The 13463-nt window shown below is 59.8% G+C and carries 17 protein-coding genes; 10 read left to right on the forward strand and 7 right to left on the reverse strand.

Annotated features, from left to right (window positions below; translation table 11 throughout):
• A partial coding sequence (locus WKV53_RS17155; protein ID WP_341406003.1) for a YXWGXW repeat-containing protein occupies window positions 1-1649 on the reverse strand: 1649 nt, incomplete at its 3' end.
• Between the two features lie 369 nt (window positions 1650-2018).
• On the opposite strand from WKV53_RS17155, the gene WKV53_RS17160 reads away from it, so the two are divergent.
• The 3 genes from WKV53_RS17160 to WKV53_RS17165 all read left to right on the forward strand — a co-directional run bounded on the left by WKV53_RS17160 (window position 2019) and on the right by WKV53_RS17165 (window position 4463).
• Window positions 2019-2591 (forward strand): hypothetical protein, encoded by a 573-nt coding sequence (locus WKV53_RS17160; protein ID WP_341406004.1) that lies wholly within the window; start codon window positions 2019-2021, stop codon window positions 2589-2591.
• Window positions 2592-3028: 437 nt separating this feature from the next.
• On the forward strand, window positions 3029-3184 hold the full coding sequence (locus WKV53_RS28645) for a DUF3309 family protein (protein ID WP_345789665.1): 156 nt from the start codon (window positions 3029-3031) through the stop codon (window positions 3182-3184).
• Window positions 3185-3287: 103 nt separating this feature from the next.
• Entirely contained in the window at window positions 3288-4463 is a 1176-nt protein-coding gene (locus WKV53_RS17165; protein ID WP_341406005.1) for a sensor histidine kinase, read from the forward strand.
• A gap of 19 nt (window positions 4464-4482) precedes the next feature.
• On the opposite strand, the gene WKV53_RS17170 is transcribed toward WKV53_RS17165, so the two are convergent.
• On the reverse strand, window positions 4483-4746 hold the full coding sequence (locus WKV53_RS17170) for a hypothetical protein (RefSeq protein ID WP_341406006.1): 264 nt from the start codon (window positions 4744-4746) through the stop codon (window positions 4483-4485).
• Window positions 4747-4928: 182 nt separating this feature from the next.
• Window positions 4929-5276 (reverse strand): hypothetical protein, encoded by a 348-nt coding sequence (locus tag WKV53_RS17175; protein WP_341406007.1) that lies wholly within the window; start codon window positions 5274-5276, stop codon window positions 4929-4931.
• A 267-nt stretch (window positions 5277-5543) separates the two neighbouring features.
• Between WKV53_RS17175 and WKV53_RS17180 the strand changes: the two genes are divergently transcribed.
• Both WKV53_RS17180 and WKV53_RS17185 read left to right on the forward strand, forming a co-directional pair.
• A complete protein-coding gene (locus tag WKV53_RS17180; protein WP_341406008.1) occupies window positions 5544-6212 on the forward strand; it encodes an EF-hand domain-containing protein in 669 nt (222 codons plus the stop codon).
• A 70-nt stretch (window positions 6213-6282) separates the two neighbouring features.
• Window positions 6283-6687 (forward strand): CBS domain-containing protein, encoded by a 405-nt coding sequence (locus WKV53_RS17185; protein ID WP_341406009.1) that lies wholly within the window; start codon window positions 6283-6285, stop codon window positions 6685-6687.
• Window positions 6688-6804: 117 nt separating this feature from the next.
• On the opposite strand, the gene WKV53_RS17190 is transcribed toward WKV53_RS17185, so the two are convergent.
• Window positions 6805-7011, reverse strand: a complete 207-nt coding sequence (locus WKV53_RS17190; RefSeq protein ID WP_341406010.1) for a hypothetical protein — start codon at window positions 7009-7011, stop codon at window positions 6805-6807.
• 167 nt (window positions 7012-7178) lie between these two features.
• Window positions 7179-8069 (reverse strand): LysR family transcriptional regulator, encoded by an 891-nt coding sequence (locus tag WKV53_RS17195; protein ID WP_341406011.1) that lies wholly within the window; start codon window positions 8067-8069, stop codon window positions 7179-7181.
• 349 nt (window positions 8070-8418) lie between these two features.
• On the opposite strand from WKV53_RS17195, the gene WKV53_RS28735 reads away from it, so the two are divergent.
• Complete coding sequence (locus tag WKV53_RS28735) at window positions 8419-9345, forward strand: hypothetical protein (protein WP_375341835.1); 927 nt, start codon at window positions 8419-8421, stop codon at window positions 9343-9345.
• A 226-nt stretch (window positions 9346-9571) separates the two neighbouring features.
• Window positions 9572-10399 carry a trypsin-like peptidase domain-containing protein gene (locus WKV53_RS17205; protein ID WP_341406013.1) on the forward strand — a complete coding sequence of 276 codons (828 nt, stop codon included), beginning with the start codon at window positions 9572-9574 and terminating at the stop codon, window positions 10397-10399.
• Between the two features lie 54 nt (window positions 10400-10453).
• On the opposite strand, the gene WKV53_RS17210 is transcribed toward WKV53_RS17205, so the two are convergent.
• On the reverse strand, window positions 10454-11128 hold the full coding sequence (locus WKV53_RS17210) for a DUF6799 domain-containing protein (RefSeq protein WP_341406014.1): 675 nt from the start codon (window positions 11126-11128) through the stop codon (window positions 10454-10456).
• Between the two features lie 407 nt (window positions 11129-11535).
• Here WKV53_RS17210 and WKV53_RS17215 point away from each other — a divergent pair, with 407 nt between their 5' ends.
• The 3 genes from WKV53_RS17215 (at window position 11536) to WKV53_RS17225 (ending at window position 12769) form a co-directional block, all read left to right on the forward strand.
• On the forward strand, window positions 11536-12099 hold the full coding sequence (locus tag WKV53_RS17215) for a CAP domain-containing protein (protein ID WP_341406015.1): 564 nt from the start codon (window positions 11536-11538) through the stop codon (window positions 12097-12099).
• Window positions 12100-12358: 259 nt separating this feature from the next.
• Window positions 12359-12517: a DUF1328 domain-containing protein gene (locus tag WKV53_RS17220; RefSeq protein WP_264499516.1), complete on the forward strand. Its 159-nt coding sequence runs from the start codon at window positions 12359-12361 to the stop codon at window positions 12515-12517.
• Between the two features lie 60 nt (window positions 12518-12577).
• Window positions 12578-12769 (forward strand): hypothetical protein, encoded by a 192-nt coding sequence (locus tag WKV53_RS17225; protein WP_341406016.1) that lies wholly within the window; start codon window positions 12578-12580, stop codon window positions 12767-12769.
• Here WKV53_RS17225 and WKV53_RS17230 read toward each other — a convergent pair.
• The gene (locus tag WKV53_RS17230) at window positions 12758-13264 is read right to left on the reverse strand and encodes a hypothetical protein (protein ID WP_341406017.1); all 507 of its coding nucleotides are present in this window, start codon (window positions 13262-13264) and stop codon (window positions 12758-12760) included. The genes WKV53_RS17225 and WKV53_RS17230 overlap by 12 nt on opposite strands.
• Window positions 13265-13463: the final 199 nt, after the last annotated feature.

Raw genomic sequence — 13463 nt, forward strand, 5'->3', positions numbered from 1 at the left:
CGCTCGGGCTTGGCTTCACGCTCGGGCTTGGCTTCACGCTCGGGCTTGGCTTCACGCTCGGGCTTGGCTTCACGCTCGGGCTTGGCTTCACGCTCCGGCTTGGCTTCACGCTCCGGCTTGGCTTCGCGCTCGGGCTTGGCTTCGCGCTCGGGCTTGGCCTCACGCTCGCCTTGGCGATTCGGCGGCATCGGCTGGTTTTCACCCTTATCGCCCTTATTGCCTGGTCGCTGACGCTCGTCTGCGGTCTTCGGCGTTTCCTTGGTGGTATCACGATCCACCAGTGCTGGCTTCTCTTTCCGCGCCGGCGGGGCGTCTTCCTTCTTCATTTCGGCGGCACGGCGGCCGAGGAACGGGGAACGTCCCTGTTTCACCTTTTCGGCTTTCTCAGGCTTGCCTTCAGACTTTGCGGCGGTTTCCTGCTGGCGTCGTTCCTGGCGGAAATCCTGCATCTCCTTGCGCCGGGTGATCGCTTGCTCGCGAGCCTGACCATCCAATTTCCGGAATTGCTCGCCCTTTTCCGGGGCCTTCGCGAGTTGGGCTAGCGGGGTTGCGACCATGAGATCGCGGTCACGGACGCGTGCTCCACGACGGCCATCGCCGAGGTCGCGAAGCTCACCCCAAGTGCGCGGCGGACGGGCATCGCGATTGTCGCGGAAATAGTCGAAGTCTTCCCGCTGGCGGCGATCCCAGTCGTGGTCATCGCGGTGACTCCAACGCGAATAGGCGTAGATCGGATCGTAGCCTCCCACGCTTCCGGCACCGTAGGAGAACGAAGCGACGAAGCCTTCCTGGCGATAACGAGGTTCATAGTAGTCACCGAAGTAGTAGTGACCATAGCCCGGCCGGATGAAGAGGTGATCCACGACGGTAGTCACGCTGATCACGATTGAGGGCGTGTAATTGAAGCCGGAGCGGCCGTAGTAGTCGTGAGAGAAATAAACGGGCGCGAAGACGATGCCGCGGCGGACCGGAGCGTAGTCCCAATAGCCATCGACATAGATGTACCCGCGCGGGGTCCAGCGATACTGGTCGGGCACGTAGGTCCAGTTTTCGCGCAAGGGTTCCCAGTAGCCGGCGCGCCAGCGATAGCGGGTATCGCTCCAGACCCAGTTTCCGGGAATCCAAGTGTGAGAGGAGGACGGAGCGTCCACATTCGGCCGAGACTCCAGAGGCTTGGGTGGCTCGGGCAGGTAGGATACCTCACTGGCGGTGGAGTCGGCCCAGTAGCCGGAGACCCACTGATAGCGGGAGCCACCGAGATCATCCCAGTAGCCCGGGACCCACTCGCGGTCGGGTGGAAGGTTTCGCCAAATGCCGCTGATCCAAAGGAAATCCGAGCGTTCCTCATCCCAAGCCCAGTAGCCCGGAATCCATGCGACATTGTCGCCTTCAAGTTGCTGCTCGGGCGGCAGCTCATCGATCAATTCGGGCGGCTTGGTCGAAATGGTGAGGCCTGGCTGAGGGTCAAAGGTGACCGCGGTCGCGAAAGCTTCGTGCACGGGGCCGCGCGTCAGGACTTCTTCCTCATTCGACTTTGCCTGGTCCGACCGCGCCGGCCGGTCTTCCTGTGCCCGGCACGGCAGGGGAGCCAAGCCGGTCGTGAGGAGTCCGGCGGCGAGTGCCGTGGTAATGATTCGTGGTGTGCTCATGGTATTCTGTTGGGTTCTTGTCGGCGTGTTCGGAGCGTTTTGCGTTCCGGGCCGGTAATCCCTGCCAAACAAGAGATTCCGCCCGGATAGATCGCTCCGGGGAGCGCGATTCGCAAGTAATTCGCGCAGGTTGCACGCTTTGCATTTTCAAGCGGCGCCCCCGTGGTCGGGGATATTCTCCGGCTTCACCCTCTCGGGCACCGGTGGGTGTGGCTCCTCCCGCCAAGGTTTTCGCTCGCAGCCCGCGAAAACCCCGCAGGCGAGTAGGATGAGGAAGAACCTTTGGGTTTGCAGGGTAAACATGGCGAGGGCGTTCCAGCAGCTCTCGCTCCATGTCGATCCGGGCACGCTCGCTGCGAAGAGCTCCCGATGAACGACGCACACCGCAAGCACCTGGCAGCCTACATGAATGACATGCTGGCCGTAGAACGAGACCTTTCGCAGGCAGTTCGCGGTCAGCTGGAGGATGAACGCATCGACCGCCATGAGGGGCTGCGAGACCTCTTGCTTGATGTCGTAGCAGGCAGCGAAGGTCGCACCGACATCCTACGGAAGATTTCGCAGAGCGAGGGGGGCGTGTTGGGTGCCGCGGTGAAGGGAACCGTGATGGCGGTGGCGGGAACACTGGCGGGAATCTATGGCAGGCTCCGCGAACACCCGGTTTCGCGCATGGTCCGGGATGACATTATCGCACTTGATGTGGCGGTCACCGGATACGGAATGCTGCTGACCTTGGCTCGCTGTCTCGACCAGAAGGAGAGCATTGCATTCGCCCAGCTGGCCTTGCTTGGTTGCCCTCCGCTGGTGACCCGGCTCGATCACGTGTTGCCACTCATCATTGCCGCCGAGCTGGCAGAAGATGCTCCGGTTCCGGCTCCTGACGGTGCGGAGCTCGCTCAGGACGCGATCCGCCAGGTGTGGCAGCAGCTTCCCAGTCGCTAGCTTCCCTGGAGACCATTCTGCCAATTACGGCATTCATCGTAGTTGCCGCAATTCTGAAGATCGCAGGTCGATGAAGAATGCACACTTCGTCCCAGGGTGGGGAGAAATGCAACGCGCCGAATGCCTTTCAAGGGCGACGAAGGCGCGGAGCCCTTGATGACAGTAGGGGAATGCCTGCTCCGAGTGGACGGAACACGCTCTGCTACTGGAAAGCCATGAAAGCAAATGTCGTCATCCGGTGCTTTGGAATCGTTCTTGGCTTATCGTGCTTCACCTCCTGCGTGGGGTCGCAATCCGCGGAGTTGCGGTCGGCACCCGGCGCGCAGGCCCTTGCCACCGGGGAGCCTGCCGGAGGTGAGTCTGCCCCGATTGGCGGACGCGTGGATCTCCCTCCCCAGCAGCCACGTCGCTAAATTTTTCAACAACCCAATAAAGCCATGTTAGGAACCATATTGCTTATTATTCTCTTATTAATGCTCGTCGGAGCGCTGCCAACCTGGGGTCACAGCAAGTCGTGGGGATATGCGCCGAGCGGGGGGCTTGGACTGGTCCTTGTGATTGTGATCGTGCTTGTGCTGATGCGGATCATTTGAGCACCGACAAGAAGCGTGTTTTTGCCGATTTTCCCCCTGACTTGTCCTCGCGAGGACTGCTCTAGGTCTTGTGGAGAATGCCGGATCTGGTAGCAAACCTGCCATGCATTCGGCATTGGCGAGCCTCGGGATTCTTTTCGATACCTCCGACTTCCCCGCGCGTTGGCATTGCGGTCATTGGACCCCGGTGCATGGCTGGTTTCATATTATCTCGGACTTGGCGATTGCGGCCGCCTATTCGGTCATTCCGGTGGCGCTTGCAGGCTACTGGTGGCTGAAGCGGAGCGAACTCGCTTTCCCCCGCCTGTTCTGGTTGTTTGCGGCTTTCATTTTCAGTTGTGGAAGCACGCACGTGATTGAGGCGGTGATCTTCTATCATCCCATTTATCGGATTTCCGCGGTGATGAAGGTGATCACCGCGATTGCTTCATGGGCGACAGTGATCGCGCTTTTGCGAATCGCGCCGCAGGCGATCCATCTTCCAGGTCTGCAGCGGGCGAACGCACGCTTGGAAGAACAGCTCCAAAGGACCCGCTCGGCGGAGTTGGCGCTGGAGCGAAGCAACCGTGATCTGCAGGCCTTTACGGGATTGGTGACGCATGACCTGAGGAATCCGCTGACGAGTGCGTTATTCGCCACCGAACTCGCACGTGAGGCTGCCAACAAGGGGATGTATCCCGCTCTAACAGGTCAGCTTGCCCAAGCAGTCCAATCGCTGCGGCAGATGGAGGCGCTGATCCGAGAGCTGCATGGCGATGCTTTGCTCCGAAGCAATACCGGAGAAATGAAGAACGTGATGCTAGATGACGTCGTGACCTCGGCTCGCCTGAATCTGGCCCCCCTCATCGCCGACCGTGAGGCGAACATTGAGGTGAAAGCCCTCCCACAGATCCAAGGAAGCTACACGATGCTGGTGCAGCTGTTCATCAATCTCTTCGAGAATGCCATCAAGTATGCCGGCGACACGGTGCCGAACATCCTCGTCGAAGAATTAGAGAGGAAAAATGGACATGTCGTGGTTCGTGTGTCCGACCAAGGGGTGGGGGTGCCACCGCATGCCTTGGAGGCCATCTTCGAATCCGGCGTCCGTGGGGATAATGCCCACCATTTGCCGGGGAGTGGTCTGGGTCTGGCATTTGCTCGACGGATCATGCAAGCTCACGACGGAACCATCTCGGCACTCTCCGTTTCGGAGGGAGCAGCGTTCGAATTGAAATTCCCTTCGTTCCCCTCGGAAAGTTCTGTCTCTCCGGACTCCATCCAAAACACGGGAGCCTGAGAGCGAGTGGGGCCCTCTCCTAGTGCATGGGAATCCAGTCGAATTTCGCGCAGTCTCCGACGCTACGATGAGAGACGTAGTGACCGAGAATAACCAACTCGAGCTCGTCTCCTTCCTTGAAGCTTTCCAAGTTATCCATGGCGAGGAACATCGGCACCTTGCCGACGTCTTCAGCTTCCTCAGCGGTGACCATGGCGGGACACTCGCTGAGTTCGAGAATGCGACCGTCTTCCGGTCCGCCGACGAACTCGATCCGCGTAATGATGTTCTTTCGGATCTTCATGGGAACCCGGGATGCAGCCACCGTGCCATCTGCTTGATCGAGGCCAATCCTGCGCTGAGGGAGCTGGTGGATTGCCTTGGATTCCAACGGAATACAGGGGCGTGAATGCCCGAGCTCGCGGAGCTAGAATGTCCCGATCCGGCGCGTCTGGCATTCCGTTCCGGGCAACTTGCACGGGTTTCTCAAAGGCTGGCCTTCAGCGCATCGAACTGGGCTTTCAGCCGCACAACGGTCCGTTCTTGCTCCACGATACGGTCATGAAGTTCCTGCATTTGCGCGAGCGCCCGACCTACGGGCAGGGCACCTGAGGCAGGCCGGTATGAGGAGATCGAGCCGTTCCGGATGGCCAGCTTGCGCCAAGAGGAAATGCTCAGGGGAGACAGCTGGAACTTCTTGGTGGCTGCTGTCTGGCCGCCGCGCCCGTTCTCCGCATTGTAGCGATCCACAAAATCCAAGACCTCCGCTTTTTCCTGCAAGGTATATCGCCGACCTCTCATGGACTTCGCGGCACTCTTCGATTTCTTGTTCATTACTTAGCGTTCTTAGGTGAGTGCTCAGAAGGATAGCAAGAATCATGTTAGATGAGTGCATCATGCATGGTTGCGGTTTGGCTCGGGAGAAATGGGTGTTAGACACTTTGAACCAAAACATCCGCGCAGATTGCAGAAGTTGGCGTGGCATTTTGGCATGGGGCTAAGAGCAGAGAGTGACGGAATCCCGAGATTCGGGGCTTGGAACGCCAGGGCATGGGCGTTGCTTGGTGAGATGGCACTATGAAAAACTGCTATCTGAATACCATGCCGCTTCGCCTTCGCCTTCCCGCCCTGTTGGCCTTCGCCTCGTCGCTTGCGTGCCTGCCCGCCCATGGGCAAGTGGACAACAATGCGATCTTCGTGGCTGCGGATATTGACGTGTCAGGCAGTCTGAGCTTGGGCGAGTTCACCACGACCCTGAAGACCGGTATCGGTGCGGCGGCCGCGCTGAAAAAGTTCCGTGCCGCGGACCGGAACCTAAACGGATCGGTCCAATTGAACGAGTTTCTCATCTTCACGGGAACCATCCCGGCGCCCAGCAAGGCGGAAACAGAGTTCGAGATCATCGACGACAACGCCAATGGGTCGGTGACCTTCGAGGAGTTCACCGACAACTCGAAGCCGAAGTTCTCGATCGTGAAGATTCGCAGGGATTTCTTGCGCGCTGATGCGAATGCGGACGGCTCGATAACCTTGGCAGAATATCTTTCGTTCAAGAGCGGGGCGTATGATCACACCCCGATTTCGATCTTCACTCTCGCCGACGTGAATGAGGACGATGAGATCGATCCGATCGAGTTCGGCTACTCCTATCCGCGAGGAACGTCTGAGGCGAAGATCATCGCGCGTTTTCAAGCCAAGGACCAGAACGACGATGGCGTGCTGACGCGTCTTGAATGGAATCCCGGTGTGCGCGGTCGGGTTTCGATGTAGGCTAAAGTGAATCATCATCCCGGACAAATGTCCTCCGGGGAAATCCAATCCAATGAAAGTCTCAGAAATCATGAGCCGGGAACCGATTGTGGTCGCACCCGGAACCACCCTTGGTGAAACCGCGCAGCTGATGCGTGATCTCGATGTTGGCATGATTCCCGTCTGCGATGGCAACACGCTGCTGGGAATGATCACTGATCGTGACATCGCCATCCGTGGAGTCGCTTCCCAACTCGATCCGGCATCCGGCGTCGAGGAAGTGATGACCAAGAATGTCCTCTATTGCTTTGAGGATGATCCGATCGAGAAGGCTGCCAAGCTGATGGAGGATGCGCAGGTCCGGCGCTTGGTGGTGCTCACTCGAGACAAGAGTCTGATCGGCATCCTCTCGCTTGGTGATCTCGCGACAAGGACCGAAGAGCGAGCGACCGTGGCAGAAGCGGTGAAGGCGATCTCGGAGCCGGCATTTCACTGACGCGTGAAGTCGACTGGAGGAGCGTAGGTTACCGACAAAAATGCGGGTGCCCTTGGGGGAGGGCACCCGCTTTGCTCGGGTTTGGCTGTCCTTTGGGGGGCCGAGGGGAAATCCAAGTCAGTGGGCGTGAAGCAGCCCTTCCGCGACAGCCACCAGTCGCGGCCGGTTGACCATGGGGGCGATCAGCACGGACGCGAGGCGCAAGGCACCGGCGATTTCCGCGTTGGAGGACTGGGGAAGCTTGCGCTTGATCTCAGCGACCAGTTGGGCGCGCTCGGGGCGGGGAAGTGAGACGGTATAATGCGGGCGATGACTTTTCTGCATGGCGACCAGAAGGCGAGAAGATGAATCCGGGAAATGTTTGGATTCCGGACTCTAGTGAAGTCTGGGCTGCCTGTCTTTTGTCAGATGTACCATTGCTTCGGTACGCCAAAGTCTTAGTGGCCAAGCGAACCTTAAAGATTCGCGAAGTAGCCAGTGTAGTCCATTTGCTAGCAGTGTCCCGGCTTGTCCTCGCCTGCCAGTATCTCGAGCGCGGTCATCACCTCCTCGGAGGGATCTCGCTTGTTGAAGAGCGCGTAGATTTCGAACTTGCGGCTCAAGGTTGCCAGCACGTGGAAGCGCTTCCGATCACGCGATTCTTCGATCACCGAGCGGGGTAACACACCGGCTCCGATGTCAGCTGCGATCGCATCTCGGATCACGTAGACGTCGTCCGCCTCGGCCACCACGCGTGGTTCGATCCTTTGCTCCCGGAAGTATTGGTCGATCTCGAAGCGATACGCGCTGTGGCTGGTGTAGTGGATGAAACCGCGGCCATGCAGTCCCTCCACCGTGGGCTCCTTGAGGCTGGCCATGAACTTGCGACCGGCAGCGATCACGAATTCGGGGGAGCTGAGCTTGCGGCAGTCGGTGCCGCGTTCCTTTCGGCGGTGCGGCAGGCTGTCAGTGATCAGCAAGTCGAGACCGGTGGCGAGAAGCTCATGGAAGAGATACTCGTGATCGCCCTGTCGCACCCGGGTGAGAATCCGCTGGCTCTTGAAGAGCGTGATGAAGCGCTCCACGGCAAAGGAGCGCCCGACCGTGGTGGCGATGCCGACCTCCAGACGCGTCCGCGGTTCGGATTGGCGAGCGGGAAAGAGTTCCTCGAATCGAGCAGAGAGCCGGAACATCTCCTGAGTCACCTCGAAGGCCTTGCGGCCGTTCGAATTCAGGCGGAGGGCACCGCTAGCACGGTCGAAGAGCTTGTGGCCGAAATGCTCTTCAAGCTGCTTCAGCTGTCCGCTCAGGGTTGGCTGGGTGATGTTCAGCCGCTTGGCCGCGCGGGCCAGTGTGCCCTCCTGAGCCACCACGTGGAAATAGTGGAGATGGTTGAAGTTCATGGGAGGTAGTCCCCTGTCCGGGACAAGACAGGATCTAACAAGAGGGAGGCGCCTGCAATCCGATTCTGGGGCATGGAAAGCCATCGGAAAAACCGAACGGGCCCTTCGGAAGGCTCTTGTTGCGAGCTTTTCGCCGAAGTGGCTATCCTCGCGGTCTCTCTTTTTTCCGCGCAGCCATCCGCCGCGCGACTTCAGCAATCCGGATCATGATCATTCCCCGCGTCTTGCTCACCGCAACCTACGAGGTTTGTCGTTGCTTGCCGGAATGCGCCGTGTTTGCCGCTCCCCGGCCGCAGCCTGAATCCTCGGGCACTGCTGTTCCCTCCACCGGAAGACATAGCGGCCGTCCATGAGGGAGGAATTTTCTGAACAGGCCACCGGCATTCAGCCACACGGATTACTATTCGCGCTGCACGGGGACGATTTTCTGATCGGCCAGGTGAGCGCGAACGTTGCCCGGGTGATTGGTCGGGATTCGCAGGAGCTTGTAGGCAAGCCCTTCCTTGATCTGGTGGAGCCCTCCACACGCGCTTCCGTGGAAGCGGCCCTGCGAGGCGGGTGGAGAGCAGATGGCGATTCCTTCCATGTGACCGTCCGCACCCAAGGGCAGGGCGGAGGGGTGATGTCGTTCGAGGGCATCGTCCACCTCTTGCCGGGCGGTATCAGGGTGGTGGAAATGGAGCGGGACCCGGTGCTCCACCAAGGTGGGGCCTCTCCCTCGCCGGGTTCCGACTCCAGCCTCCGTCTCGTGAGTCGTTCGCTCGCTGCCGTGGCTGACCTCACGTGTCCAGATGAAATCGTCCGTGTGCTTGCCCGTGAGATCCAGCGCTTCACCGGCTTCCACCGGGTGATGGTGGAGCGGCTGGACGAGGACGACCGCGGCGAAATCGTGGCGGATGAGCATGTGGCCGGCATCGAGTCGTTCCTGGGCCTTCACTTGCGGGGTTCTTCGCTACCCGCGATCTCGCCCGAGCATTTTCCGGCGGGGCAGCATCGCCATTTTTACGATGCCGCGACATCGCCGGTAATGCTAGTGCCGCCGCTTTGTCCCCTGGGGTGGAGTCGGTGCCGGGGGAGGGGGCCACGTTCTACTTCTCGGTATCTGTCGCCGATGAGGTTCCCGGGCAGCCGGGTAGAGTTCCTCAAGGGGACTCGTAGATCCCACACCTGCCGGGCAGTTGCATTTTTCCGATTCCGGCGGATCGGTAGCGGCGAGTGCGGAAACGCACGGGTGCCTGCGGTTCGGGGAGGGGCCGCGGGCACCACCATTTTCTGAGGGTATTAGTGTTGGTTGCTGATGCCCGCGGCTGAAAAAAACACCCGATGAAGCCGCGGGCGTCTTGATTCGGTCGGGCTCTGGATGGCCCAAGTGGCGTTGAGCCGGGCCGTGAGTTGTTAGAATGTTAGAGCGATTTCGGTTTGCCTTTCGCGCGGATTCCGGCATTTAGCACGCGGATTCCGGGGAGGATGGGTCTCCCACGGCAACCGTTTTTTTCCCGCACGTGAAAAAATTCCACCGCCTGATCCACCACCTCTTTGGCGGCGCGCTGCTTCTGGCAGGCGTCTCCTGCACCAGCATCGAAGTCCGGAGGGACGAGCCGGTCTCATCCTGGGTTTCCCGGGATTCGATGAAGCGGAAATCGGAAGCCTCGATGAGGATTGCCGGCGATCACATTGGCGGTCGCACGATCGAGCAGTTCTTCCAACGTCACAGCGCGATCCTGTCTGATGGCGGCATGCCGGAGCTTTCGAAAGCCAGTCGAGAAACGCGTCTGATCATGCCTGCGACCGAAGGGTATGGCTCGGCGGTTTCGCTGGGTGATGGTTACTTCCTTACCGCCGCGCATGTGCCGGTGAAGGGTCATGGCGGACTCTTTTGCTTGGAGCGTGATGGAACTCCGGTGGTTCGTCCCTATCGGGTCGTGTGGAAGGAGAAGTCTGCGGACCTCGCCTTGCTTCACGCGGATGTGGATGTCCCGGCTGTGAGGTGGGCTTCGGAGAATGCCCTCGCCAATGGCGCGAGCGTTTTCACCTTTGGCTTCGGAGGCGGCGAGTGGAAGCCCAGTGAGGGCCAGATTCTCGGTCGCCGGTCCACGGGCGAGGAAGATCGCCACTTCGATCTGAAGCTCACCGCGCCCGTGGTGGCAGGTGATAGTGGAGGTCCGGTGGTGACAGCCGATGGCAAGCTGGTCGGTATCGTGACCCGTGCCGACTACCGCTGGGTGCAGGCTTTCGGCCGCGCCTGGATGCGCTCCGGCTCTCATACGACTCGTCCGGACGTCGAATTTTTGGAAGAGATCATTGCTAAGGATCAAGCAACTCGCGGATGACGAAAAGACGCGCCGGCGGAACCGGCGCGCCTTTTTCGAAATGTGGCAGGAGGGTCACTCGGTGCCGCCGTCAGCGCGGAGGATGGTGCCGTCGGTCTTGACGATGTCGCCTTCTTTGAGCGCGGTTTCACCGCCGCCGTCCTTCTTGGTGACGGCGAGATCTGGGCGGACCTTGGATCCGTCGAGAGAGACCTCTTTCTTGATCGGTTCGCCCATACATTCCTTCACCAGAAGAGGCTTGCCGTCCTTCACGATTACGGAGCCCTCGAGCAGCACGCGGCCGTCGCTCAGAATAGCGTCCTCGTCCTTGAGGCTCCACTTCTTGCCCTCCTTCGAGATGACGGTTCCATCGGTCATGACCTTGGTCCCATCTTTCAGGGTGGTTTCGCTCGTGAGCTCGGCTTTTTCGCCGTTGTGGATGGTCATGATCTTGCCGTCCTTTTTCACGATGCCGTCGGTGATGACGTGCGCTTGGAAGGTGCCGTCATCGGATATTCTGTCGCCCTCTTGAAGCTTCCACGTGGTGCCATCGGTGGAGGTGACGTCGCCGGCACGAGTAACCTTGGTCCCGTCCTTGAGGGTGACCTCATCCATGGCTTCGGTGTTCTCGCCGTCCTTGTGGGACATCAGCTTGCCGTCTTTCATGACGACGCCGTCCTTGTCGGCGGCTGCGAGTGGAGTGATGGCCGCGAGAAGTGCTGCGGCGAGGATGCATTGGATTGCTTTCATGTCGTTTCAATCGTGTTCATTGCGGTGGCTTGGCCAGAGAGCACGTAGCCCATCGCTGCGATGCGCACGGCGCTTCCAGAATCAAGCCGGAGTGACGGGCTTGTTCGCAGGCACCGTGCCGTAGCGGAGAGCGCGAGTAAGTGACGCAGTAGCAAAGGTGATCAAAACCGTGCGGTGGCAACGGAGCGACGAAGCGTGGGCGGAGTGCATCAAAGCGGGCGCAACGTGCAAGGAAAGCATCCCAAGGATGCCACCGGCGTCTTTGCTTGAGGGGAGCCACGTAGAAACCCCCGGCCCGGTTAGATTGCAGGTGATTCGTTTTAAGGAAAAGTGCGGGCGCCAAAACCGGCACACCCCGTCGCGATGGTTCGCGATGTTTTTCAAAGCCGGCTGGCAATCACCCATACATGAAAAAACATATCCGTCTTTGGTTCGCCCTCCCGGCATTGGGGGGGCTTCTGGCACCATGCGCGCCCGGGCTTGAATACAAAAACAACACGGTGCTTCCTGCTGCGACGTCGTCCGCAGTTCACGGCCGGCTGGCGGGAAACATCCATGCGCAGGTCAACGCGTATCGCCAGTCACTCGGCAAGCCGGCATTGCAACGTCATGCAGGCCTCGATCGTCTCGCTCAACAACACGCGGAATTCATGCTCCGGAATCGCGGCAAATTCGGCGACAAGAGCACGCACTATGGATTCGAGGAGCGAACGCTGATGGCCCAGCGAGGAATGGGAATTAGCGACGTGGGAGAGAACGTGGGCACCTGTCGCGGGGCAGCCCGTCCTGCGGACATGCTCGTAGAGGCGTGGAAGAAATCGAAGGGCCACCAGATGAATTTGAAGGGAGGCTGGACCCAGACCGGCATCGGCGTGGCGGTGGATAATGACGGTGCCGTTTTTGCGACCCAGCTTTTCGGCAATGTCGATCACTCGCACCTGAGCCTGACGAACCGGATGCGGTCGTTTTGATTTGTTTCCTGTTTCGGCAGTCGCTTCGGTTCCCGATCTAACCGGTAGCGTGCAGAGTGCGTTGCCACCCCAGCGTTTTGCATTTCGCCCGATCGTGGGGATGACGTTTCCTACGCGCAGGCCGGTTAGTTTGAGTATGGCGTAAGTGTCGGGATATCAGGCGATTGTCGGAGATGAGTTCTTATCGTCAGTCTGCTCAAGAAGGCTTGGCACCACTGTTGCAATCCAAGTGGTGGGTGAAATTAACCCCATCAACATTATGCTTCACTGGTCATTGGTATTCCTTGTTGTCGCCATCATCGCAGCGGTCCTCGGCTTCGGCGCCCTTGCCGGTGCTGCGGCTACTATCGCGAAGGTGTGCTTCGTTCTGTTCCTGATCGTCTGGTTGGTCTCGATGCTGACCACGCGTCGCGCCTAGGGACGTTACATCGAGTGATCCTGCCCGCCGCTCGCGGCGGGCAGGCCTCGCCGATCTCAGATGAAGGAAGCGAAAAGGAACGGACGCTTTCTGGTGATGGCGCTGGACTTGGATGACAGCGTCAAAATTTTTGGTGTGTACGAGTCGGCGGAGTTGGCGCTGGCTTCCATTTCTCACTTTGAAAAGATCCATTGGCGATTCAGTGATTGGCGGGTGCAGGCATGGGAGCCTGCGCTGGACTCAGGACGATGAAGTGAATCCCGATGCGCCATCCAGCCTGTGCCAACTGGCACGAGCGGCATCGCGAGCTTGGGTCCAAGACAGGCGGGATTCGCCCCGGCGTTGTTCCCACGCGTGTTCCATGTCCGCTTCCGCTTCCGCTTCCGCTTGCTCGAAGTCGACGTCGCGGCGGTAATAGTCCAATCCAAAGAGATATGCTGGCCAATAGTCGGCGAAGGTGAAGCCGCTGTGGAAGTAAGGTTCTCGCCGGAAGTGCTGTTCCCAGTGGACAGCCTCGTCAGGGAAATCCCCGTCGCCGGCAAATGCCTTCCCCGCAAATCCTCCGACGAGGGCTCCGACGGCACCTCCCACCACGGCGCCGATGGGGCCGCCTCCAACCGCGCCGATGCCGGCCCCAACCGCCGCTCCGCTGGCGGCGCCCACTCCGGTGGCCACAGGGTGATAATCCGGCTCGCCGCTCAAGGGATCCTGAAGGGCTTTGTCGTCCGGGCTGGGCTGATTTTTCATGCGGTTGATCTAGCGGCTGCCGTGCCGGGAAATCATTTGGCGAGGTTGGCAAGGCAGCTGCGAAAGAAGGAATCCTCAATGCCGGTCGCCGACGGATTCGGGTACGGCCGGCATGGGGAAGCGTAGAACAAACAAGCCGGGCAGGTGGGGGCACCTGCCCGGCTTTTTGTTTGCAGGCGAGAGCTCCTCGTCGCTGCTC

The organism is Luteolibacter sp. Y139, from assembly GCF_038066715.1.
Classification (GTDB): domain Bacteria; phylum Verrucomicrobiota; class Verrucomicrobiia; order Verrucomicrobiales; family Akkermansiaceae; genus Haloferula; species Haloferula soli.

Bases quoted from the DNA above. Each gene is read 5' to 3' on its own strand.
- WKV53_RS17210 (WP_341406014.1), bottom strand. From the start codon at position 11,128: ATGAAAGCAATCCAATGCATCCTCGCCGCAGCACTTCTCGCGGCCATC.
- WKV53_RS17220 (WP_264499516.1), top strand. From the start codon at position 12,359: ATGCTTCACTGGTCATTGGTATTCCTTGTTGTCGCCATCATCGCAGCG.
- WKV53_RS17225 (WP_341406016.1), top strand. From the start codon at position 12,578: ATGAAGGAAGCGAAAAGGAACGGACGCTTTCTGGTGATGGCGCTGGAC.
- WKV53_RS17185 (WP_341406009.1), top strand. From the start codon at position 6,283: ATGAGCCGGGAACCGATTGTGGTCGCACCCGGAACCACCCTTGGTGAA.
- WKV53_RS28735 (WP_375341835.1), top strand. From the start codon at position 8,419: ATGAGGGAGGAATTTTCTGAACAGGCCACCGGCATTCAGCCACACGGA.
- WKV53_RS17230 (WP_341406017.1), bottom strand. From the start codon at position 13,264: ATGAAAAATCAGCCCAGCCCGGACGACAAAGCCCTTCAGGATCCCTTG.
- WKV53_RS17175 (WP_341406007.1), bottom strand. From the start codon at position 5,276: ATGAACAAGAAATCGAAGAGTGCCGCGAAGTCCATGAGAGGTCGGCGA.
- WKV53_RS17160 (WP_341406004.1), top strand. From the start codon at position 2,019: ATGAACGACGCACACCGCAAGCACCTGGCAGCCTACATGAATGACATG.
- WKV53_RS17170 (WP_341406006.1), bottom strand. From the start codon at position 4,746: ATGAAGATCCGAAAGAACATCATTACGCGGATCGAGTTCGTCGGCGGA.
- WKV53_RS28645 (WP_345789665.1), top strand. From the start codon at position 3,029: ATGTTAGGAACCATATTGCTTATTATTCTCTTATTAATGCTCGTCGGA.
- WKV53_RS17180 (WP_341406008.1), top strand. From the start codon at position 5,544: ATGCCGCTTCGCCTTCGCCTTCCCGCCCTGTTGGCCTTCGCCTCGTCG.
- WKV53_RS17215 (WP_341406015.1), top strand. From the start codon at position 11,536: ATGAAAAAACATATCCGTCTTTGGTTCGCCCTCCCGGCATTGGGGGGG.
- WKV53_RS17195 (WP_341406011.1), bottom strand. From the start codon at position 8,069: ATGAACTTCAACCATCTCCACTATTTCCACGTGGTGGCTCAGGAGGGC.
- WKV53_RS17190 (WP_341406010.1), bottom strand. From the start codon at position 7,011: ATGCAGAAAAGTCATCGCCCGCATTATACCGTCTCACTTCCCCGCCCC.
- WKV53_RS17165 (WP_341406005.1), top strand. From the start codon at position 3,288: ATGCATTCGGCATTGGCGAGCCTCGGGATTCTTTTCGATACCTCCGAC.